Consider the following 21,895-nt stretch of genomic DNA (forward strand, 5'->3'; position numbering starts at 1 on the left):
CCATGACCACCTCACAGGAACTTTTCGACACCGCCCGGACCCTGATGCCCGGGGGAGTGAACTCGCCGGTCCGCGCCTTTGGCTCGGTCGGCGGCGTGCCCCCGTTCATGGTGGCCGCCGATGGTGCCCACCTCACCGACGCCGACGGGAACGACTACGTCGACCTGGTCTGCTCCTGGGGTCCGGCGCTGCTGGGCCATCGGCACCCGGCAGTCCAGGAAGCCGTTCACGCCGCGGTGGACCGTGGGTTGTCCTTCGGAGCCTCGACCCCCGATGAGGCCGGGCTGGCCCGACTCGTGAGCGACCGGGTTCCGGCCGTTGAACGCCTGCGCATGGTTTCCACCGGCACCGAGGCCACGATGACCGCCGTGAGGCTGGCCCGTGGATATACCGGACGCGACCTGATCGTGAAGTTCGCTGGTTGCTACCACGGACACCTGGACGGACTGTTGGCAGCAGCCGGTTCCGGTCTGGCCACGTTGGCCCTGCCCGGATCCGCAGGGGTCACCGCGGCCACCGCCGCCGAAACACTGGTGCTGCCGTATAACGACGTCGCAGCCGTCGAGGCTGCCTTCGCCGAACACGGCGAGCGGATCGCCGCCGTGATCACCGAGGCCGCCCCGGCCAATATGGGGGTCGTGACCCCGGCCGAGGGATTCAATGCAGCCCTCTCGCGGATCACCACAGCCCACGGTTCGTTGCTGATCCTGGACGAGGTCCTCACCGGGTTCCGCACCGGGCCCGGCGGCTACTGGGGCCTCACCGGGGCCTCCGACGGTTGGACGCCCGACCTGTTCACCTTCGGCAAGGTCATTGGCGGCGGCTTGCCGACCGCAGCCTTGGGTGGCCGCGCCGAGGTCATGGACTACCTGTCCCCACTGGGACCCGTCTACCAGGCAGGAACCCTCTCGGGGAACCCGGTGGCCATGGCCGCCGGCATCGCAACGTTGACCCACGCGACCGAGGAGGTCTACGCCCACGTGGATGCCCGCAGTAGGGAACTGCAGGCCGCCGTGCGGCAGGCCTTCGATGGCGCCGGGCTGGACTACTCCATCCAAACCGCCGGGAACCTCTTTTCCGTGGCCTTCGGAACCTCCGAGCACGGGGTGCACGATTACGAGCAGGCGCAGGGCCAGCAGGTCTACCGCTATGCCCCGTTCTTCCACTCCATGCTGGACTCCGGGGTCTACTTGCCCCCGAGCGTCTTCGAGGCGTGGTTCCTCTCGGCGGCGCACGACGATTCTGCCATGGAACGCATCATCGGAGCCTTGCCGGCTGCCGCCCGTGCAGCAGCCGCAGCGGTGCCGCAGGCCTAGCGGCGCAGCAGCTACTGGCTGCGCTGGCGCTGTGGGCTGCGCTGCCGGAAACAGGAACAGGCGGCGTTCGATTCCCCCAGCGGGGGAAAGATCGCCGCCTGTTCTGCGCCGGTAGTGATCAGCGGTGCATCATGCGCTTGGCCAGATGGTTGCCCAGCAGTTGGGCGAGCTGAACGATCACGACGATCACTCCCACGGCCAGCAGGGTGACCGCGTAGTTGAACTGTTGGTAGCCGTAGGTGATGGCCAAATCGCCCAAGCCGCCGCCACCGATGTACCCGGCCACGGCAGACATGTCCACGACACCGATGAAGATGAACGTATAGCCCAGCACCAGTGGCGCGATCGACTCGCGGAGGACGACGTCGAAAAGCACCCGGCTGCGGCTGGAACCCATGGCGCGGGCTGCTTCAACGACCCCGGGATCGACGCCGACGAGGTTCTGTTCCACGATCCGCCCCAAAACGACCGCTGTCATCAGCGTCATCGGGAAGATGGCGGCATTGGTGCCGATGGAGGTGCCGATGACCTGCAAGGTCCACGGGCCGACGAGCGAGATGAAGATGATGAACGGGATCGGCCGGACGAGGTTGATCACGAAGTTCAGCACATTGAACACCACGGTATTAGCCAAGATGTTGCCGGGCCGGGTGGCATAGAGCAGCATGCCGATCAGCAGCCCGAGGATCCCCCCGAGGATCATCGTGATGATGACCATGTAGAGGGTCTGTTCGATGGATGAGAACAGCAACGGGCCCATCGTGGTCCAGTCGATCATGGCTTCGCTCCTTCGACGTCGGAACCGGCAGCTGCCATCGGGGGCCATTGCTGCACGGTGGTGATCTTCGCCAGCCCCTCGATGACGGCGTCGACGTCGGCTTCGGGGCCTTCGAGGACGTAGGTGAGCGAGCCGAAGGGGCGTTGGGCGATTTCGGTGACGGAACCGTAGACCACCGAATCGTGGACCGCCGGGTAGGACGCCAGCAGCGACGAGATTTCCCGCTGATTGGTTCCGGCCCGGGCCCCGGGCGCTTCGGAGATCGTCATGCTGACCAACCGGCCCGGATGCAGGACCTGCAGGCGGGCCACGGTATCGGCGCTCGGCCGATCGGCGATGGTGCTGCTGATGAATTTCTGGGTCGCAGGGTTCTGCGGGAAGGCGAAGACGTCGTAGACGGGGCCGTGTTCGAGCAAGGCGCCCTGCTCCATCACAGCCACGTGATCGCAGATCGATCGCACGACGTGCATTTCGTGGGTAATCACCACGATCGTGGTCCCAAACGCCTGATTGACCCGCTTCAGCAGTGCCAACACCTCGGTCGTCGTCTCGGGGTCCAGGGCGCTGGTGGCCTCGTCAGCCAGCAGGATTTCGGGGTTCGTCGCGAGGGCGCGGGCAATACCCACCCGTTGCTTTTGGCCGCCGGAAAGTTGGCTGGGGAACTGCTTGGCCTTTTCGGAGATCCCCACGAAGTCCAACAACTCGGCGACACGGGCAGCCCGCTGATCTTTCGTCCAGCCGGCGACGATGAGCGGGTACTCGACATTTTTGGCCACCGAGCGCGAATTGAAGAGGTTGAACTGCTGGAAGATCATGCCGATACCACCACGCAACCCCCGCAGGTCTTTCTCGCCCATTCCGGTGAGCTCGGATCCATTGACGGTCAGGCTGCCTGCCGTGGGTAGTTCGAGAGCGTTGATCAGGCGGACCAGGGTGCTCTTGCCGGCCCCGGAGTAGCCGATGACCCCGGTGATGGAGCCCTTCTGGATGTCGAAGGTGACGTCTCGGAGCGCATGTACGGGGGTGCCCTTGGTGGCTCCGCGGCCCGGATAGGCCTTGGAGATCTTGCGGAAACTGACGATGGATGCCACCGCAGGTCCTTTCTCGCGACGGAAGATGAATGGCCCATGAAAGCCGCTATGGCTCCGGCTCCGGGGTGTCCGGTGCAGGAGCCACAGCAGGTTTCGGTGGCGGGGCCCCGGGGTATTACTTGGAGCCGGCCTTCATGTTCTCTTCAATGGTCGACAGGGCTGACTGGAGGTCCTCGGCACTGTTCTCCTTGAAGACGCCCCCGGTGCCTAGATCCTTCTTGATCGCTTTGACGACCTCGGGGTCGTGGTACAGCTTGGCGATCTTGATCAGGGTGGGATTGGACTTATCGGCATCCCGGGCGACGAAGGCGTTGATGTACGGTTTCGTCGAATCCGCCTCGGGATCGTCCTGGGCGATGATGTCGTCGTCGCTCAGGTCCGCAGCCGTGGCGAAGTTGTTGTTCACGATGGCACCGGCGAGTGAATCCAGGTTCTGGGCGGTCATCTTGGCGTCCACGGTCACCACCTTGACCTTCGAAGCGGCGGTGTCCACGTCGGCCGGGGTCGACGTGGAATCGGCGCCGCCATTGATCTCCACCAGTCCTGCTGACTCCAACACGATCAGCGAACGCGCCAAATTCGTCGGGTCATTGGGGATGGCAATCTCTGACCCTTGGGGGATCTCTTCGGCCGAAGAATATTTGGTGGAGTACAGCGGCAACGGGTAGACCGCCGTGCCCGCGATGGGCTGCAGATCCTTGTCGTTCTTCGTGTTGTAGGTGGCCAGGTACTGCAGGTGCTGGAACTCATTGAGATCAAGTTGCTTCTGGTCCAGGGCCGGGTTGGGCTGGTTGTAGTCGGAGAAGTTCTTGAAGGAGACGTCGACGCCCGTCTCCTCCTTCACCACCTTCTTATAGACCTGCCAGTACGACTCGGCGCCGTCGGCAACACCGATGGTCACCGACGTCATGTCCTCGGGAAGGGCGGAAGATGCTTCGGAGCTCCCTCCGCAGGCGCTGAGACCCAGGGTGGTCACCGCCGCAAGCGCTGCGAACTTGGCAAAGGACAACTGGAGTTTTGACATACTGGGGTTCTTTCCGGCTGGAAGTGAACGGTGCCTCAAAGTGGACACCAATAATCGAATGAATCCATTTGATCAACCACAATGGACTTCACGAAATCGAATTCACATGCCGAAATATTGGGTTCGGACGAATAATCTTCGTAACGAAGAAGTTGTCGGCCGCCCGCTGTGCGATGCCGCCCCGGGGCGCCCTAAGAACGCGCCCATTCGGGGGATCATCATTGAGCGCAAGAAGCTACGTGACATGTCTCACGTGTGACGGTTTCGCGGGATACCCAGCCGTCGATTCGATCAGCGGACCGGCCAGGTGCCGTCCACGACCGCCGTCGGATCCTTGCGACGGAAGAACTCCTGCAGGCTTGCCGCCTGCTCGGCAGCCCAACTGATCTGCAAACGGTGGAGTTCGGCAGGATCCACGGCCAGGACCTGTGCGTACTTTGCGACCTGGGCATCGGCCACCCCGACGGTCGCTGCCGCATCCGCGGCAGAAGAGTGGGCATTATTCAGCGGGATGCCATAGTGCTCGCACATTGCCGTCAGCGTGCGCTTGCCCCGACGGTACTTGTCCACGTGCTTATCGATGATGAACGGGTCGATCACCGGGACCGGTTCCAGGGCAGGAACCCCGTGGCGTTCCGACTCCCGGGCCAGGACGGTGAAGTCATATCCGGCGTTGAAAGCCAGGACCGGCATGGTGTGGAACAAATCGCGCAAATGAGCGGAAATCTCGGCGACGGCAGTGGCGGGATCCTGCCCGGAGGCGACCGCCTGCTCGGTGCTCACCCCATGCACGGCGGCGGCTTCCTCGGGGATCGGTACCCCGGGGTTCACGAGCCACTCCCGGTGGTTGATGATTTCCTGCCGCCCATTGACGATCACGACGGAGGCGGTCACGATGCGGGCCTCCTGCGGATCCTTGCCGGTGGTCTCGAGGTCGAATGCTGCGCGGGGGAGCTCATGCCAGTTATCCATGCCCCCACGGTATCGTCAGCTGCCGACGATATGGCGCCGGCCCGCCTAAACTGGAACCATGTCAGCCGATTATGCCCTGGCCGTCCATCGGCTGGCCCGCCACATCCCTGCGGGGTCGGTGCTGACCTATGGGGACATCGCCGAACTTTTGGGCCTCGGTGGCCCCCGTCAGGTTGGTGCCGCGATGGCGCGATCGGACGGCGCGCTGCCCTGGTGGCGTGTGCTGCGCGCCGACGGAACCCTGCCGGCCGATCTGCAGGCCCGGGCCACCCCGCATTGGGTCGAAGAATCGATACCGCTCCGTCACGGCCGCGTCAGGGTCCCGGCGGCCCGCTGGCAGCCCGACGAGGAGGCCTTCGCAATCCTCGACGAGCTCGCCTCGACCCTGGCCTCCCCGGTGGTCGTCGAGGAGACCGCACCAAAACGACGGGGGCGCATGCTCTGATGGAATCCATGGAAACCGTTGCGGACACCGCAGGAAGCTCCGGGGCACGTCTTCGTGAGCTGGGCCCCGGCCACGGCCCGGTGCTCGTCCTGGGAGCACCGGGGACCGGGAAGAGCACGGCGTTGCTCGACGTCGTCGTGCATCGGCTCGCCGGCGGGCACCGGCCCGAACAACTACTGGTCATCGCCCCGTCCCGGACAGCGGCAGCCGATCTACGTGATCGACTCTCCGCGTCGACCGATACGACTTTTTCCGAACCTGCCGTACGCACCTGGGCGGCTTACGCCTTCGATCTCATCCGCAGGGCCCGGCTGCTCGGTTTCCTCCCCGCCGTCGAGCGCCCGCCCCGGCTGCTCTCCGGCCCCGAACAGGACACCCTGATCGCCCAGCTACTGGCGGGGCATGCCGACGGCATCACCGCGGGACCAGCCTGGCCGGACTCTTTGGGGGAAGCCATCGGGACCCGCGGATTCCGCAAGGAGATCCGTGAGCTCTTCGACCGGCTGGCCGAGTACGGGGTGGAAGCAGGAGACCTGGAGGAACTGGGGGAGCGCTGCCTGCGGCCCGAATGGACCGCCTCGGCGGCGCTCTACCAGGAATACCGTGACCTGCTCGATCTCGGTTCCAGCGAAGCTTTCGACCCCGCTGGGCTGATGACTGCCGCCGCTGATCTACTCGAGGACCATGAGGAGCTCCTCGAGGAAGAATGCCGGCGGCTGTCCTTGGTCATCGTCGATGACCTCCAGGAAGCCAACCCTGCCCAGCACCGATTGCTGCGCCTGCTGGCCTCTGGCCGCGACCTGCTGGCCTTCGCAGCCCCCGATAACGCCGTTTTGGGTTTCCGAGGTGCGCGCCCCGATCTGCTGGGCAGGTTCGAAGAGTATTACGGAACAGACAGGAACCCGGCAACGCTCCTCGAGCTGGAGACCTCGTGGCGGATGAACCCGAGGATTGCCGAGGCCTGGACCCGGGTGGCAGGTCGCATCCCGGTCACCACGGGCCACTCGGGACGCCGACTCGTGGAGCGCCCGCAGACGCCGACCGGCGACGACGTGGCGGAACCGGTGGAAGTGCATCTGGTCGAATCTCCCATCCATGAGCTTCGGCTGGTGACCCAGCGGCTCTTGGAAGAGCACCTGATGCGCGGAAGAGGCTTCGACTCGATGGCCGTCATCGTTCGCAATGGTGGACTGGTGGCCGAACTATCCCGCCATCTGGCGGGTCAGGGTATTGCCGTGGACGTCCCGCAGGCCGAGGTGCCGCTGCGTGATGAGCCGGCGGTACGCCCGTTGCTGACCCTCATGCGGCTGGCCTTGGATACTCCGGCGGATCCTGCCGGGGGAGCGGGGACCGAGGCGCACGACCAGGAACCGGCGGCGCACCTTCCGGAGGCAGGAGCCGTCGAGGCCCTGCTCTCCTCGCGCTACGGGGCCTCTACGGCCTTGGATATCCGCAGACTCCGGCAGGTCCTGCGCCGCCGCGAACGCGTTGCCGGAGGACGTCGCTCCAGCACCGAACTGCTTCGTGGCATCTTCAACGACTCTGGGTCGTTTGGCGGGCTGGGGCGGGAGGGACGGGGCGCCGAACGTCTCGGACGTATGCTCACCGCGCTATCCACCGAACTTGCCGTGCCGACGGCCAATGCCGAAACCGCTTTGTGGGCACTCTGGTCGGCCTCCGGCATGGAAACCAGCTGGCGTCAGGCAGCCCTGGAGGGTGGCGCCGCGGGGGCACGGGCCGATCATGACCTCGATGCCCTGATGGCCTTGTTCCAAGCGGCGGAACGCTTCGTGGACCAGCTTCCCGGGGCGACGGTCAGCCAGTTCGCCGATCATGTGCTCAGCCAGGAATTGCCGATGGATACGCTCGCCTCCCGCGGAGGCCATGCTGCCTCCGTGGCGGTGACCACTCCTGCCGGTGCTGTCGGCCACGAATGGGATCTGGTGTTGGTCCCAGGAATGCAGGAGGGGATCTGGCCCAATACGCGCCTTCGCGGGGAACTGCTGGGCAGCAGCGCACTGGCCGACGTTATCGAACACGGCCCCGAGATCCTGCGCCACCGTGACCCTGCCACCCGGCTGAAGGCCACCCGGGCCGATGAGCTACGCACCTTTGCCAGTGCGATCTCCCGCGCCCGTGAACGCCTCGTGTGCATCGGGGTTGCCTCCGAGGAACAGCAACCGTCCCAGTTCCTGGATATGGTCCTGCCCTGGACCGACCAGGAGACCCCGCGACCGATCACCGCGGTGCCGCGTGAACGCACGTTGGCTTCCCTGGTGGCCCTGCTGCGTCAGCGCATTGAAGCCGGCAGCACGGAGCCGGAAGCCGGACAGACGGCCGTCGATGCGGCGGCCGTGCTGGCACGTTTGGCAGATCAACCCGAGCACGTGCGGGGAGCTGCCCCGGCCGAATGGTGGGGGCTTTTGCCGGCCAGTACCGACGGGCCGGTGAACCCCGAAGGGGAGCCGGTTCGGGTTTCACCCTCGCGGGTCCAAGCCGCCCTGGAATCGCCTCTTGACTGGTTCGTCCAGGCGGCGGGTGGGGAGCCCGCGACGGATCTGGCCCGCAGTCTGGGGACCCTGGTGCATGCCATCGCCGAGGACCTGCCGGCAGCCACCGGGAACGAATATCTGGAGGAACTGGATCGGCGGTGGCCTGACCTGGATCTGCCGTCGAACTGGGAAACCGCCAAGGACCATGAGCGCGCCGAAACGATGCTGCGCAAATTGGCCCAATACGCGATTCTCATGCGTAGCCACGACCGCACACTTCTGGCCAGGGAACAAGCCTTTGACGTCGAAATAGCCGATGCAGACATCACGGTCAGACTGCGCGGGGTCATCGACCGGCTGGAAGTCGACGCGGCGGGCCGTGCGTATGTGATCGATCTTAAGACCGGAAAATCGGCGCCGACGAAGGCCGACGTCGAACGCAACCCCCAGCTGGGCAGCTACCAGGCAGCCGTGCTGGCGGGGGGACTGGGAGCAGATCTGCCGCAGCAGCCCGGAGGCGCAGCGCTCGTCCAATTGGGTACCACGACGAAGAGCCCCGGAGAGCAGGCCCAGGAACCCGTCGGCGACGAGGACTGGGCCACACCGCTGGTGCTGACCGCTGCCCGATTGATGGCCGGCAACGAATTCCACACTCGGCATGATCCCTCGAAGGCAGGTCGCAGTGGCAGCGGCTGCCGGTTGCCGTCGGTGTGCCCCTTATGCGCTGAAGGACGGCAGGTGACCGAATGAACCACGAGCACGAACCGGCACATCCGGAGGAGAGCTCCGTTGTGGATCACCGCTACACACCGGAGGAGCTGGCCGATCTGCTGGGCCAGCACCAGCCCACCGCTGAGCAGTCGGCCATCATTTCCTCAGAGCTGGCACCCATGCTCGTCATTGCCGGCGCCGGATCGGGTAAAACGGCCACCATGGCCGACCGGGTGGTCTGGCTCGTAGCCAACGGTCAGGTCAGACCAGATCAGATCCTCGGGGTCACCTTCACCCGCAAGGCTGCCGGTGAGCTGGCGCAACGCATCCGGGCGCAGTTGGTCCGCCTGGCCGAAAGCGGGATCCTTCCCGAGGGCGAAGACGACGCCCTGCTGGAACCTGAGGTCTCGACCTACCATTCCTATGCCAACACGCTGGTGCAAGATCATGGTTTGCGGATCGGCGTCGAATCGGACACCACCTTGCTCGGTAGCGCCCAGGCCTGGCAGCTGTCCTTGAAGGTCGTTCAGGAATACGACGGCGAATACGAGCATCTGCGGGTGGCTAAGTCCACGCTGGTGGACGCCGTCGTGCAGTTCGCCGGCGAATGCGCCGAACACCTCGTGGACCCCCTCGAAGCCCGCGAGCATGTACTCGCCGAAGTCGAACACCTTTCCGCGCTGCCCTACCGGGTGGGCAAGGAGGCCAAACCCTCGCAACCTGCGCTCAAGCTCGTGGATAAGCTCAGGACCCGGGCGACGGTGGCCGACCTTGCCGTGCGCTACGCCCGGGCGAAGGCCGAGCGCAATGTGCTCGATTACGGAGACCTGGTGGCCCTGGCAGCCCGCATCGCCAGAACCGTGCCCACTGCCGGGGAGATCGAACGTGAACGGTTCAAGGTTGTGTTGCTTGACGAATTCCAGGACACCTCCCACGCCCAGATGGTCCTCTTTTCACAACTGTTCACCGGGGGCCATGCGGTGACGGCGGTCGGGGACCCCAACCAGTCCATCTACGGTTTCCGGGGAGCCTCGGCCGGCCAACTCTTCCGTTTCCCCCAGGAGTTCCCGGCCACCGGACCCGACGGCGGGCTCACTCCCTCGGCCGTCGCGTTCCTGACCACCGCCTGGCGCAACTCGGTCAATGTTCTCGAAGCCGCCAATGCCGTCTCGGCGCCCCTGAATCGCGAGGACCCGAACCGGGCCTCCCCTTCGATAGCCGTCCCTGCTCTGGTCCACAGTCCCTTCGCAGGAACCGGCAGGGTTGAACTCGCCCGCTTCGCCACCAGCGCCGACGAAGCGGCAGCCCTCGCCAACAGGCTGCTGACCGAACGCGGGGCCTTCACCTCCGCCCAGGGGCGGCATCCGACCATGGCGGTACTCTGCCGAACCCGCGCCGCACTCGCGGGCATCGCCGAGGCCTTGGCCCACCGCAATATCCCCTACGAGATTGTCGGGTTGGGCGGGTTGCTGGCCATGCCAGAGGTCGTCGACCTCGTGTCGACCCTCCGCGTCCTGGTCGACCCGCTGCGCTCCGATGCCCTGTTGCGGTTGCTGGCCGGTGCGCGGTGGAGGCTGGGCCCGGCTGATCTGATGGCCTTCGCTGACTGGTCCCGGTTCCTGGCCCGACGTCGTGAAGCAGCCATCCGCCAGGCCCGTGAGATTGATACCGTCACCGCAGACAGCGCCGCGGTGGACAGCCAGACCGAGGCACGCAGCGAGCTGGCAGAGGAGGCCAGCCTCATCGAAGCACTGGACCGGCTGCCCCCACCCGAGTGGACGTCTTCGGCCGGCAGGACGCTGACCACCACCGCTTTGAATCGCCTGTACGCGCTCCAAGCAGAGATCCGCTATTTGCGCAGCTTCGCCGACGACGATTTGCCGACCCTGCTCCACGAGGTTGAACGCACGTTGTTGCTCGACATCGAAGTCGCAGCGAAACCCGGAGTCGGCATCCACACGGCCCGGCGGCACCTTGACGCTTTTGCCGACGTCGCCGCCGGATACTCCGATACCGACCTCGGTGCCGATCTGGCTGGATTCCTGGTCTGGCTGGATGCCGCGGCGGCCAAGGAAGGCGGGCTGGAGATCGTCCAGCAGGAAGCCAGCAGCGAAGCCGTTCAACTGTTGACCATCCACGCTTCCAAGGGCCTGGAATGGGATGTCGTGGCGATACCGGGGATGAACGAGGGGATCTTCCCCTCGTCGACGGATTCCCGCTGGACCAAGGAAGACGGCTCCCTGCCCTGGCCACTGCGGGGAGACCGAAACGACCTGCCCCAGTGGGATACCGATCAGCCCAGCCTCTTCGAGGCCGTCGCCGCCGAGGGGACCTTTCGCGATGACGTTCTAGCGCACGGGGAAAACGAGGAACGACGATTGGCCTATGTCGCCCTGACCCGGGCGAAGGATCTGCTGTTGTGCTCGGCCACGGTGTGGACCGGATCGCGGTCCAAACCGACCCAACCCTCGGTGTTCCTGAACGAACTGCTCCCCTTGGCCCAGGGGCCGACCCCGCGAGCTACCAGGATCGACTGGTGCGAGGACGACCAGGCGCCCGAGGCAAACCCCTTCCGGGAGGAACCACTCGAATCCAGCTGGCCCTACGACCCGCTCGAAGGCCCCGAGGTGTTCCGGGCCGGGGTGACCCAAGCTAAATCACCGGGCCGACGCGGGCCGCTCGAGGCAGCAGCGGCGCGAGTCCTTGAACAGCTCGAACTCCGGGGCGGGATCGGGCATGACGACGAAGCCCCGGTGACCACCGACGTCGGCCAGGCATGGAACCACGAAGCCTCGTTGTTGTTGGCAGCACGTCGAGAACGTGAGGCATCGCGGGAGGCCGCGGCGGTCCCCGAACACGTCCGTGCCTCGCTTTTCGTGGATCTGGCCACCGATGCCGGACAGGTCTTGGGCCAATTGCGCCGACCGGTCCCGCGGCGTCCCGGCGTTGCCGCTCGAAAGGGCACCGCTTTCCACGCCTGGGTCGAGGAGCATTACGGCTCCACCGGGATGCTTGATTTGGGGGAGTTCCCGGGGGCAGCCGATTCCTATGTGGAGGACATGTACGGGCTGGAGGACATGAAGGCCGAATTCCTGGCCTCCGAATGGGCATCCCGACAGCCGGCCTTCGTTGAGGTCCCGTTGGAGACCCGGGTCGGACCGGTGAGCGTCCGCGGGCGGATCGACGCGGTGTTCAAGGACACCAACGCCGACGGGCGAACCGTGTGGACGCTGGTGGATTGGAAGACCGGGCGAGTGCCCACCGGAAGGGAGCTGGAGGTCAAGTCCCTCCAGCTGGCGGTCTACCGTTTGGGGTGGTCTCGACTGCATGATCTGCCCTTGGAAGATGTCGAGGCGGCGTTCTACTATGTCGGCCAGGGGCGGACGATCCGGCCCGCAAGGTTGGCCGATGCCGACGAGCTCGAAGAACTGATCACGACCTCCATGGCCGGACCAGACTCGAACTGAGAATTACTTCGACTCCCCGGAAGGCCCTGACTCGTCCAAGGGCTCGATGACGATCATCGGCATCGCATCGGTCTCGGGGCCGGAGGCCAAGGAGCCCGACGGCGACCCGTCCTCCGCCCCGGCGGCTGAGCCGTCGGTCCCGGATGATTGCTCATCGTCGAAGTCACTGTCGCGCAGGAAAGCCGGTTCCTCATCATCGGCTGTCGCTGAACCCTCATTCTCTGCTGCTTCGTGGGGATCAGCACCGGGTACGGTGTCGGAATCCTCGGGGTCCATGGCGTCCGTGGTGGACGATGCCTCGCCGTCCGCGGTCGCGGCGTCGTCGGCGTCTTCGTCGCCGGTCGGCCTCCCCGGCGATACGGGGGCGACCTGTGGCTTCGGCGGCACTACCGGGTGGGGAGGAGCATCCGCGACACGCTCTTCGGAGGCTGTTTGCGAATGATCTCCAGGATTTTCGTCGTGGCCGGGCTCTGCAACTTCCGACGCATCGGTCGCCGCTGGGGTTTCGTCGTCCGTGGGGACCGGCTGGCCATGGATATCCATGCGGGGAGGTTCCACGATGCTGATCGGCTGGCCCCCGTACTCGGAGATGTCCTCGTCGAGGTCGCGGAGCATCTGCTCGCCTTCGGCAATGCGTTCGGCGTCGTTGGTCGCCAGGCCGCGCGAAAGCCACTGGGCCAGTGCGAATTCCGCGGCCAGGGCGGCACGGCGCATGATATGCGGGTCGGCCAACTCTCCGCGTGCAGCGGTATAAGCCTCGATCACCGTGTCGGTGAAGGACTGCTCGTGGGCGGCAGCGAGCCAAGCGAAATCGTCGGCCGGGTCACCGATACGGACATCGGTCCACCCAATGACCGCTGCCACCTTGCCATGTTCGATCAGCAGGTTCTCCTCATGAAGATCACCATGCACCACGCGGGGGTTGAACCGCCACAGGGCCACATCCTCCAAGGCATGCTCCCAACGACGCAGCAGACGCGGAGGAATACGGCCCGTCATGGCCGCCTGATCCAGCTCGTTGAGTTTCCGCTGGCGGAATTCGTCGGCCGTATAGACGGGCAGGTCGGCTCGATCGACCAGTTCCTCGGGCAGCGCATGGATGGCGGCGATGATGCGACCGATATCGGCCGCAGTGGAACCACCGGCGGCCACCAGTTCGTCGAGGTCCATCACCTGCCCGGGGAGGTGGTTGTAGACGAAGGTACGCAGGCTGCCCTGACGAACGGTCCCGGCCACGGAGGGCAGCCGGAAGGGCAGGGATGCGCGAATGCCGGGAGTGAAGGACCGCAGCGCTGTCAGCTCGGTTTCCAGCCGCATGCTGGATTCCTCGTGCCGAGGAGAACGCACTCTCCAGCGGTTCTTTTGTGCGTCGATGATCAACGCGGAATCAAAATCATCGGGATCATCCGGGATGCCGGCGACGCGAGCAGGGGTCAACCCGGGCACCGCTGCGGTCGCGATGGCGGCCAGTTCCATGGGAGATCGTTTCACGTACACAACCGTATGCCGCGAAGTGCCTTGCGGCCACGCCTCCCGGGCGGCGAGTCGCCCGAATGACGGGCAGTGCACAGGTAATACACAACCAATGTGCAGGCGCAGGGTTCGGCGTGCCCTCCGTTCGACTCCCGGAGGGAGCAGGACGTCCACAGGGGTGACCTGCGGATATGCGGGCCGGGGGTCAACCTCAGTACGGTAGGAGCATGACTTCTTCCCCGGATCCCGTTGCCGCTGCCGCTACTGATCTCCCGCTCCTGGGTCGCCTGCCCTTGGCCCGGACCGAGGTGGACCGGGGATGCGAGCGTCGACAGGACGAGGGATGGCTTGCTTCCCTGCTGGACGACGTCGAAACCCGGGTCCTGCTGCTGGTGAAGGGGCGTACTCCTGTCCGTGACGGTGAGTTGGCCCTCGTCGGGACCGATGGGCTGCCGGCTGACTGCCGCTTGGTGTATCTGGGACGTTCGGGCGAACGTGAGATCGTGCTGGCCGACCTCGCCACAGCACCTGAGAAGGGGCTCGCGGAGGGCGACTGGCTGGGACTGCGCGACGTCGCAGCCGGGCTGGGCGCCCGGGACGCCGGTTTATTCGTCGAGGCGGTCGCCATTGCCAACTGGCATGCCAGCCACACGCATTGCCCGCGGTGTGGAACGCAGACCGACGTCGTGCACAGCGGGTGGGTCAGGGTGTGCCCGAAGGATGGGTCTCAACACTTTCCGCGCACCGATCCTGCGGTGATCGTGGCCATTACCGATGCCGAGGACCGGCTGCTCCTCGGTGCCAACGCCCAATGGGGTGGGCGGCGGTACTCGACTCTGGCTGGTTTTGTGGAGCCGGGGGAGTCCCTGGAGGAAGCGGTCGAACGCGAGATCGGGGAGGAGGCCGACGTGAGGGTTCATTCCATCCGTTACGCGGGGTCGCAACCTTGGCCGTTCCCGTGTTCGCTCATGCTCGGCTTTACGGCGAAAGCGGAAACCCCCCAGGTAGCCCCCGACGGCGAAGAGATCATTGATCTGCGCTGGTTCACCCGGGAGGAATTGGCCCGAGAAGTCACCGACGGCACGATCGGCGTCCCCTCGGGAGTTTCGATCTCCAGCGCCCTCATCGAACATTGGTACGGTGGGCCGTTGCCCGAACCGCGCCGGATGGAGAACTAAACGCATGCCCACCTTGGAAGAGCGGATCCTCGCTGGCCTCGACGAGGAGCAGCGGACCGTGGCCACCACGCTCAACGGGCCTCTCTGTGTCCTGGCCGGTGCCGGAACGGGCAAGACCCGCGCCATCACCCACCGCATCGCCTACGGTGTGCACACCTCCGTGTATAAACCCAACCAGGTTCTGGCCGTGACCTTCACGTCCCGGGCTGCCAGTGAAATGCGCACCCGGCTGCGTGATCTGGAGGCCGGTGGCGTCCAGGCACGCACGTTCCACGCGGCGGCCTTGCGCCAACTACAGTACTTTTGGCCGCAGGCCATCGGCGGACAGCTGCCCTCGATTGTGGGGCACAAAGCCCAACTCGTCGCCGAGGCAGCCCGCCGACTGCGGATCTCCACCGACCGGGCCTCCATCCGGGATATGGCAGCCGAAATCGAATGGGCCAAAGTCTCGATGCACACCCCTGAGGGGTATGTTGCGGCGGCCTCGGGCCGAGCCGAAGCGGCCGGGCTGGACCCCCGGACCGTGGCCCGGCTCTTCCAGTCCTATGAGGACGTGAAATCCGATCGCCACGTGATCGACTTCGAGGACGTGCTGCTGTTGACCGTGGGCATCCTGGACGAGGACCCTCGGGTGGCTGCATCGGTACGCGAGCAATACCGGCATTTCGTCGTCGATGAGTACCAGGACGTCTCCCCGCTGCAACAGCGGCTGCTCAAACTCTGGCTCGGCGGACGTGACGAACTCTGTGTGGTCGGAGACGCCAGCCAGACCATCTACTCATTCACCGGCGCCACCCCGGCCCATCTGCTCGACTTCACCCTCGAATATCCGCAAGCCCCCGTGGTCCGCCTGATCCGCGATTACCGCTCCACCCCCCAGGTCGTGAGCCTGGCCAACAACCTCCTCGCTTCGCGCCGCCTCGAACAGGGTGTCGCCGGTCGCGACGTGCAGTGGGCTGCACCCCTCGAGCTGCTCGCCCAGCGTGATCCGGGGCCGGAACCCGACTTCACCGAATGCAGCGATGACGAGGCGGAGGCCGCCCATGTGGCCCGAAGCATCGGCACACTGATCCAGGAGGGGGTGGAACCGGCACAGATCGCTGTGCTCTTCCGGACGAATGGACAATCCGAGGCCTTCGAGCAGGCCCTCTCGGGCGCGGGAATCGGCTACCAGTTGCGCGGTGGGGAACGCTTCTTCCAACGCCGCGAAGTCCGTGACGCAGTCCTGGCCCTGCGGGCTGCCTCCCGTCAGCCGGCGGACGACGCCGTCCCGCAGCTGTGCCGCGATGTCCTCGCCTCCTTGGGCTACTCTGCGCAAGCCCCCACCAGTGGAGGGGCGGTGCGTGAACGTTGGGAATCCCTCTCGGCCCTCGTGGCGCTCGCCGACGAACTCTCCGCAGCACGGGCCGACCGGGAAACACCGTTCACGTTGCTGGAATTCGTGGCCGAACTCGACGAGCGGGCGTCCACCCAACATGCACCGACGGTCCAAGGCGTCACCCTGGCTTCTTTGCACTCGGCTAAGGGGCTGGAATGGGACGCAGTGTTCCTGGTCGGGCTCAGTGAAGGTCTGATGCCCATCTCCTTCGCCGAGGACCAGGGAGACTACGACGAGGAACGCCGGTTGCTCTATGTGGGGATCACCCGGGCCCGAAAGCATTTGTCGCTGACCTGGTCCACGGCGCGGACGCCGGGTGGCCGCGCCAGCCGGCGGCCCTCACGCTTCCTGGACGGATTGCGTCCGGCCTCGTCCTCGCGGACCACGGCCCGGCCCGCGGGCGGCAGTTCCAAACGGCGCAAGGCCGCCACCCCGCCAACCTGCCGGGTGTGTGGAACCCTGCTGGGCAGTCCCGCCGAACGTAAACTCGGTCGTTGCCTCGACTGCCCCTCAAGCTATGACGAAGCCGTCTATGAGGCTTTGCGTGAATGGAGGCTGAAAACCTCCAAGGAGGCAGAAGTGCCGGCGTTCGTTGTCTTTACCGACGCAACACTGATGGCCATTGCCGAAGCCATGCCGGGAGACCCTTCGGCCTTGTCGAAAGTCTCCGGCGTCGGTTCGGCCAAGCTGGAACGCTACGGGCAGGACGTCCTGGACATCCTGGGCGCCGGCACGGCCCCGGCCTGAGCGAACCCGTCAGGCGGCGGGAACCATGCACGTGCAGTCCGATCGCGGCTGGACCGGGACCCGCCGCACACCACCGGTCGCCAAGTCGATCATCAGCACGGCATCGGCGGTGGAGGGCACGTTGATACCGTCGAGCAGCATCAAGATTTGTAGGGTGGCCAGCCCGGCAGCTGCACAGGAGAGAGCCAGCTCGGCGGTCGAGCTGTCCGGCCGGGGTGTGCCCACGGCGCGGGGGCCTTCTCTCGGGGCACCTGGAGGCGGTTGAGCACAATCCAGGCAGGTCGTCAGGCCCGGGAGGACCAGCGGGCCGACGCGCGCCCAGGCAGGCCCGAACACCACCGGTAGGTGAGGCATGCGGCTTCCCGCCAGGCGGGCGGCCCACGCTTCGGACAGGGCATCGCAAGCGGTGACGACGGTCAGTTGGGCTCCGACCCCGGAGGCGTCGGGGCCGGGCGTCCACCCGGAGAGGCGCGTACGCGGCCATTGCTGACCCAGCCGGTGGGCCAGGGCCACCGTCCGGGATTTGCCCAGATCAGCCATCCGTAGCGGGCCGGTACCGACATCTCCGGCATGGACCGGATGCTGATCGTTCAGGTACAGGGCGCCGATTCCGCTGGCTGCGAGCAGGGAGGCGATCATCTGACCGCAACGCCCTAGCCCATGGATTCTCACGGAAGAACGGGAGCGGTTGCGGATCAGCGGGCCGGCAGATGAGGTGTAGGCCACCGAATAGGCGTTGACGTCGGGGACCAGGCTCGCCCCCAGGGCGCCGGGCAGCCGAGAGGAGTCCTCCAAAACCGGTGCCAGCAACCCGAAGAGTTCTCGGCGTCGACGCGGACCAGGATCGGCGCTGGCTGAATCTGGCGGTGGGGCCGCGAGGGTGGTCCCTTCTTCGGTGGCGAGCCACTGGATGTACTTCTGGTCGGCAGCGGTCAACCCGTCCATCCACAGGCCGCTGCCGGGGGGTCCAATGCGTAGCGATGTCTCGGTTAAGCTGACGATCTGAAGTCCGGGAATGATGTGCATCTTTGCCTCCAGCGATTCCTCCGGAAGGGTTCCGGTGGGGATATCCTGACAGGTCCGATGAGCTGGAATCCGGGTTTCCACAGCTTCCGGTGGGCGAGTGCCCTTCGTGATGTACGACGACGAGGAAAGAGGAACCACCATGGTCCAGCGACCTTCCGAACGCGAACTCGTCACCGACGATGGGGTGAATGTGCGTGTGCTGCGCTCGGTGCGACGACGCCGGACGGTCTCTGGCGTCTGGAAGGACGGGGCCGCGGTGATTTCCGTACCGGCGACCATGAGCCTGCGTCAGGAAAACGAATGGGTCGACCGGATGGTCCCCGATATCTTGGCTCGTCGGGCCAAGGCTCTGGGACGGTATGGCGAAAACGCTGACTCGGAACTGATGCAACGAGCCCTCCGGCTGAATCGGAAGTACTTCGATTCACGGGCGGAACCGTTGTCGGTGAAATGGGTGAGAAACCAGAGGACCAGATGGGGATCCACCTCGACCGGGTCAGGGGCGATTCGGCTGAATCATCGGTTGCAGCAGATGCCCTCCTGGGTTCAGGACTACATTCTTGTCCACGAACTGGCCCATCTGATCGCCGAGGACGGCCATGGCCCTCAGTTCAAGGCCCTTGAAGACCGATTTGAGCGCAAGGCCGAGGCCAAGGCCTACCTTTCGGGCGTCAGTTTCGGCATGGGGCAGGGGTCGGAAGATACCGGGTGGTGGGACGAGGACCCGGCCGATGGCTGGACCGACTAAAACGGCCGGTGGCACCCGCAGGTGTCACCGGCCGTTTAAGTCTGCCTCTGCCGCGGACCGCGAGCCCGGGGGAGTGGTAGTGGAGGAAGGGAGGAAACTCAGCGAGGCGCGTCGGGGCCCTCGTCGGGATCAGCGCCGTCATCGGAGGGATCTTGCTTTCCGTCGTCGGACTCTCCATCGGCGGGGGCATTCTCATCGGTGGACGTGACGTCCTCGTCTGGTTCGTCATATCCGCCATCGAGCAGACGGTTCAGCGCCTCGTCCATTTCACCTTCGGAGGCCTCGGCGAGGGCTCGACGTGAAGAGAAGCCCTCGGGGTCATCGAGGTCCTCGGCGGCCGGCATCAGATCCGGATGTTGCCAAACGGCGTCCCGGCCTTCCAGACCGCGTTCCTCCTTGAGGATCGACCACAGCTTGGCGGCATCGCGGAGCCGGCGGGGGCGCAACTCGAGACCAACCAGGGAGGCAAAAGCCTGCTCGGCTGGTCCACCAGTCGCCCGGCGGCGCCTCACCGTTTCACGTAATGCGGCTGCCGAAGGAAGGTTGGCGGCCGCTTCGGCCACGACCTCATCGACCCAGCCCTCGATCAGTGCCAGCGCCGTTTCGAGCTTGGCCAGCGCCGTTTCCTGGGCACCGGTGCGTTGGGGCATGAAGAGCCCCTCGGTGACGGCACCTTGGATGGATTCGGGATTTGAGGGGTCGATGTCGCGGAGGGCTTCCTCGATCCGGGACATATCGATATGGATGCCGCGGGCATAATCTTCGATGGCGCCCAGTACATGGGCCTGCAACCACGGGACCCGCTGGAAGAGGCGGGCATGGGCGGATTCGCGGAGCGCGGCAAAGAGCATGACCTCTTGTTCGGGGATGTCTAGCCCCTCGCCGAAGGCCGCAACGTTGGCGGGGACCAGAGCTGGTGCATCCGTGGTCAGCGGAATGCCGATATCGGTGGATCCGAGCACGTCCTTGGCGAGACCGCCGACGGCGGTCCCGAGCTGCATGCCGAACATGGCGCCGCCGAGATTCTGGAACATGCCTTGGGCGGAGCCGAGCATGGATTTCATTTCTTCAGGTACCTGGTCGCGCATGGCGGTGCTGATGGCCTGCGAAACGCTGATCGCTACCGGCTCGGTGAGCTTCTTCCACCGCGGCAGCGTCTTCTCGACCCATTGGGCCCGTGAGTAGGAGGAGAAGCCCGAGGCGGAGGACTCGAAGGTGGTGGCCTGGTCAAGCCATAAGTCGGCGAGCCGCCCTGCCTCGGTGATGGCCGCGGCGCGTGCAGTGGTCACGCTGGGGTCGTCCCCGGAGGCCGCCTGGCGGGCGGTGTCTTGAGCTAATTTCCAGTTCACGGGGCTTCCATCCCCGGAAGACATGGCGCCCATCATGGCCTGCATCTGGGCCATCATGGCCTGCATGGCGGCCGGATCCGAGGGCATGCCCATGGCGCCGAACTGCTTTTGCAGGTCTGCGGGGTCCATACCTGGGGGGAGTTGACCACCGAAAAGGTTGGAGAGCATCTCCGAGAATGGGTCGTTGCTTCCGGAATCGTCCGGGTCGTCGGAGCCGTCGGGGCGGTTGTTCGGGGGGTTCTCAGCCATGCATCCACGGTACCCCCGCACCGGGGAAGGCCACGAGGGATGAAACGGGAGGTTCGCTGTCGGCACAGCGGAAACAAGGACTCAGCTTGTACCCTAGGGGAGATCTAATGCGCACCGGCCTGCGGGTCGGCGAAAAGCCGGAAGGAAAGACAACCACGGTGACCCAGCCGCAGGACCCCCAGGAGCGCCCCGCCCACGAGCCGGCCTCTGACAACGAATCGTCGTCCCTTCGCCCGCGCCGGACCCAGCGGAGGCTGATCACGGCGACGTGTATCGCCGTCGTGCTCGCGTTTGTCGCGCTGGCTCTGCCCACGCCGTATGTGGTGGAGGCGCCAGGTCCTGCCATCAACACGTTGGGCAAGGACAGCGGAAAACAACTCATCGAAGTGACCGGCCATAAGACCTACCCAACCCGGGGCTCCCTGGACATGACGACCGTCTTCGTCTTGGGAGGGGCCCAGGGCAAGATCTCGTTCTTTAGGGTGCTTCAGGCGTGGGCGGACCCGCATGAGGACGTCTACCCGGAAGAGGCCATGTATCCGCGCACCGCCACGAGCGAGCAGATCAGTGATACGAACGCCGCCGAAATGGACGATTCTCAGCAAAGTTCAGTCGCTGCGGCTTTGGGAGACCTGGGTATCGACTACCAGCAGGAACTCACCGTCGCCGGGCTGGCGAACGACACGAATAAAGGTCTGCTGCAGACCGACGACGTTCTGCGGCAGATCGACGGGAAACCCATTAGCGATGTGGAGATGCTCCGGTCTGCACTGCAGGAGAGCACCGACGGGAAACCGCGGATGAAACTCGAACGCGCGGGTCAGGAAAAGCAGATCACCGCAAAAACCACGCTCTCCAAAGAAGGTAAGCATCAGCTCGGCGTCTATCTCGGAACCCGGTATACCTTTCCGTTCGACGTGAAGTTCACGCTGTCAGATGTCGGTGGTCCGAGTGCCGGCATGATGTTTGCTCTGGGAATCATCGACACGCTGACCCCCGGGGACCTCACCGGAGGTAAAAACATTGCAGGAACAGGAACCATCGACGCCGACGGGAAAGTTGGTCCCATCGGCGGTATCGCCCAGAAGCTCGTGGGCGCCCGGCGTGGAGGCGCCGACTATTTTCTGGCCCCGGCGGATAACTGTGACGATGTAGTCGGGCGCGTCCCCGAGGGACTGACCGTGATCAAGGTCGCGACCCTTGAACAGGCCCGCCAGGCTGTTGAACAGGTGGCCTCGGGGACGGACCCGAAAACTCTAGCTGGCTGTGGATCATGAATGATTCTGCTGTGAAACCCACGCAACACCGCACGGGGGTTAGCGACTTCACCTGACTCAAGGCAGAATGGCAGAGTGTGCTCCTGCCTACTGTGGGTGCGCGGTAGCTCGTACCAACGATGAGGTTCAATAAGTGAGTTTTGGTCCTGACAACCCGTTCGGCCGACGACCCCA

General features: G+C 65.3%; 15 protein-coding genes. 8 read left to right on the forward strand and 7 right to left on the reverse strand.

From position 1 onward, the window contains the following. Positions 1-2 precede the first annotated feature (2 nt). Positions 3-1,316: a glutamate-1-semialdehyde 2,1-aminomutase gene (hemL, locus tag CIK75_RS12505; RefSeq protein WP_086999663.1), complete on the forward strand. Its 1,314-nt coding sequence runs from the start codon at positions 3-5 to the stop codon at positions 1,314-1,316. Positions 1,317-1,434: 118 nt separating this feature from the next. Here hemL and CIK75_RS12510 read toward each other — a convergent pair whose 3' ends face one another. From CIK75_RS12510 to CIK75_RS12525, 4 genes are all read right to left on the reverse strand, one after another. Further along, a complete protein-coding gene (locus CIK75_RS12510) occupies positions 1,435-2,094 on the reverse strand; it encodes a methionine ABC transporter permease (RefSeq protein ID WP_086999665.1) in 660 nt (219 codons plus the stop codon). Then, a complete protein-coding gene (locus CIK75_RS12515) occupies positions 2,091-3,185 on the reverse strand; it encodes a methionine ABC transporter ATP-binding protein (RefSeq protein WP_096224390.1) in 1,095 nt (364 codons plus the stop codon). Before CIK75_RS12515 ends, CIK75_RS12510 begins: the two co-directional genes overlap by 4 nt. Before the next feature lie 115 nt (positions 3,186-3,300). Next, on the reverse strand, positions 3,301-4,209 hold the full coding sequence (locus CIK75_RS12520) for a MetQ/NlpA family ABC transporter substrate-binding protein (RefSeq protein ID WP_086999669.1): 909 nt from the start codon (positions 4,207-4,209) through the stop codon (positions 3,301-3,303). A gap of 291 nt (positions 4,210-4,500) precedes the next feature. Further along, positions 4,501-5,181: a 3'-5' exonuclease gene (locus CIK75_RS12525; protein ID WP_086999671.1), complete on the reverse strand. Its 681-nt coding sequence runs from the start codon at positions 5,179-5,181 to the stop codon at positions 4,501-4,503. Positions 5,182-5,239: 58 nt separating this feature from the next. Between CIK75_RS12525 and CIK75_RS12530 the strand changes: the two genes are divergently transcribed. The 3 genes from CIK75_RS12530 to CIK75_RS12540 are packed head-to-tail and all read left to right on the forward strand — an operon-like array spanning position 5,240 to position 12,296. Continuing rightward, entirely contained in the window at positions 5,240-5,626 is a 387-nt protein-coding gene (locus CIK75_RS12530; protein ID WP_086999673.1) for an MGMT family protein, read from the forward strand. Positions 5,627-5,634: 8 nt separating this feature from the next. Then, a complete protein-coding gene (locus CIK75_RS12535; protein WP_241895430.1) occupies positions 5,635-8,868 on the forward strand; it encodes an ATP-dependent DNA helicase in 3,234 nt (1,077 codons plus the stop codon). After that, positions 8,865-12,296, forward strand: a complete 3,432-nt coding sequence (locus CIK75_RS12540) for an ATP-dependent DNA helicase (RefSeq protein ID WP_096224392.1) — start codon at positions 8,865-8,867, stop codon at positions 12,294-12,296. Before CIK75_RS12535 ends, CIK75_RS12540 begins: the two co-directional genes overlap by 4 nt. Before the next feature lie 3 nt (positions 12,297-12,299). On the opposite strand, the gene CIK75_RS16675 is transcribed toward CIK75_RS12540, so the two are convergent. Next, on the reverse strand, positions 12,300-13,787 hold the full coding sequence (locus CIK75_RS16675) for a phosphotransferase (protein ID WP_096224442.1): 1,488 nt from the start codon (positions 13,785-13,787) through the stop codon (positions 12,300-12,302). Positions 13,788-13,996: 209 nt separating this feature from the next. Between CIK75_RS16675 and nudC the strand changes: the two genes are divergently transcribed. Next, positions 13,997-14,947 carry an NAD(+) diphosphatase gene (nudC, locus tag CIK75_RS12550; protein WP_096224393.1) on the forward strand — a complete coding sequence of 317 codons (951 nt, stop codon included), beginning with the start codon at positions 13,997-13,999 and terminating at the stop codon, positions 14,945-14,947. Between the two features lie 4 nt (positions 14,948-14,951). Beyond that, positions 14,952-17,072: an ATP-dependent DNA helicase UvrD2 gene (locus CIK75_RS12555; RefSeq protein ID WP_086999681.1), complete on the forward strand. Its 2,121-nt coding sequence runs from the start codon at positions 14,952-14,954 to the stop codon at positions 17,070-17,072. Between the two features lie 9 nt (positions 17,073-17,081). On the opposite strand, the gene CIK75_RS12560 is transcribed toward CIK75_RS12555, so the two are convergent. Then, positions 17,082-18,017 (reverse strand): ThiF family adenylyltransferase, encoded by a 936-nt coding sequence (locus CIK75_RS12560; protein ID WP_206745479.1) that lies wholly within the window; start codon positions 18,015-18,017, stop codon positions 17,082-17,084. Between the two features lie 220 nt (positions 18,018-18,237). On the opposite strand from CIK75_RS12560, the gene CIK75_RS12565 reads away from it, so the two are divergent. Beyond that, entirely contained in the window at positions 18,238-18,846 is a 609-nt protein-coding gene (locus tag CIK75_RS12565) for a M48 family metallopeptidase (protein WP_087000044.1), read from the forward strand. A gap of 98 nt (positions 18,847-18,944) precedes the next feature. On the opposite strand, the gene CIK75_RS12570 is transcribed toward CIK75_RS12565, so the two are convergent. Beyond that, the gene (locus tag CIK75_RS12570; protein ID WP_086999685.1) at positions 18,945-20,444 is read right to left on the reverse strand and encodes a zinc-dependent metalloprotease; all 1,500 of its coding nucleotides are present in this window, start codon (positions 20,442-20,444) and stop codon (positions 18,945-18,947) included. Between the two features lie 158 nt (positions 20,445-20,602). Between CIK75_RS12570 and CIK75_RS12575 the strand changes: the two genes are divergently transcribed. Further along, entirely contained in the window at positions 20,603-21,721 is a 1,119-nt protein-coding gene (locus CIK75_RS12575; protein WP_241895431.1) for a S16 family serine protease, read from the forward strand. The last annotated feature ends 174 nt before the right edge of the window (positions 21,722-21,895 follow it).

The organism is Glutamicibacter sp. BW78 (genome assembly GCF_002332245.1).
GTDB classification, from domain to species: Bacteria; Actinomycetota; Actinomycetes; order Actinomycetales; family Micrococcaceae; genus Arthrobacter_H; species Arthrobacter_H rhombi_A.

What these genes read in the sequence shown, in the direction of transcription:
- hemL (WP_086999663.1), top strand. Translation starts at nt 3, where the DNA reads ATGACCACCTCACAGGAACTTTTCGACACCGCCCGGACCCTGATGCCC.
- CIK75_RS12525 (WP_086999671.1), bottom strand. Translation starts at nt 5,181, where the DNA reads ATGGATAACTGGCATGAGCTCCCCCGCGCAGCATTCGACCTCGAGACC.
- CIK75_RS12565 (WP_087000044.1), top strand. Translation starts at nt 18,238, where the DNA reads ATGGTCCAGCGACCTTCCGAACGCGAACTCGTCACCGACGATGGGGTG.
- CIK75_RS12510 (WP_086999665.1), bottom strand. Translation starts at nt 2,094, where the DNA reads ATGATCGACTGGACCACGATGGGCCCGTTGCTGTTCTCATCCATCGAA.
- CIK75_RS12560 (WP_206745479.1), bottom strand. Translation starts at nt 18,017, where the DNA reads ATGGACGGGTTGACCGCTGCCGACCAGAAGTACATCCAGTGGCTCGCC.
- CIK75_RS12520 (WP_086999669.1), bottom strand. Translation starts at nt 4,209, where the DNA reads ATGTCAAAACTCCAGTTGTCCTTTGCCAAGTTCGCAGCGCTTGCGGCG.
- CIK75_RS12535 (WP_241895430.1), top strand. Translation starts at nt 5,635, where the DNA reads ATGGAAACCGTTGCGGACACCGCAGGAAGCTCCGGGGCACGTCTTCGT.
- CIK75_RS12555 (WP_086999681.1), top strand. Translation starts at nt 14,952, where the DNA reads ATGCCCACCTTGGAAGAGCGGATCCTCGCTGGCCTCGACGAGGAGCAG.
- CIK75_RS12540 (WP_096224392.1), top strand. Translation starts at nt 8,865, where the DNA reads ATGAACCACGAGCACGAACCGGCACATCCGGAGGAGAGCTCCGTTGTG.
- CIK75_RS12570 (WP_086999685.1), bottom strand. Translation starts at nt 20,444, where the DNA reads ATGGCTGAGAACCCCCCGAACAACCGCCCCGACGGCTCCGACGACCCG.
- nudC (WP_096224393.1), top strand. Translation starts at nt 13,997, where the DNA reads ATGACTTCTTCCCCGGATCCCGTTGCCGCTGCCGCTACTGATCTCCCG.
- CIK75_RS12530 (WP_086999673.1), top strand. Translation starts at nt 5,240, where the DNA reads ATGTCAGCCGATTATGCCCTGGCCGTCCATCGGCTGGCCCGCCACATC.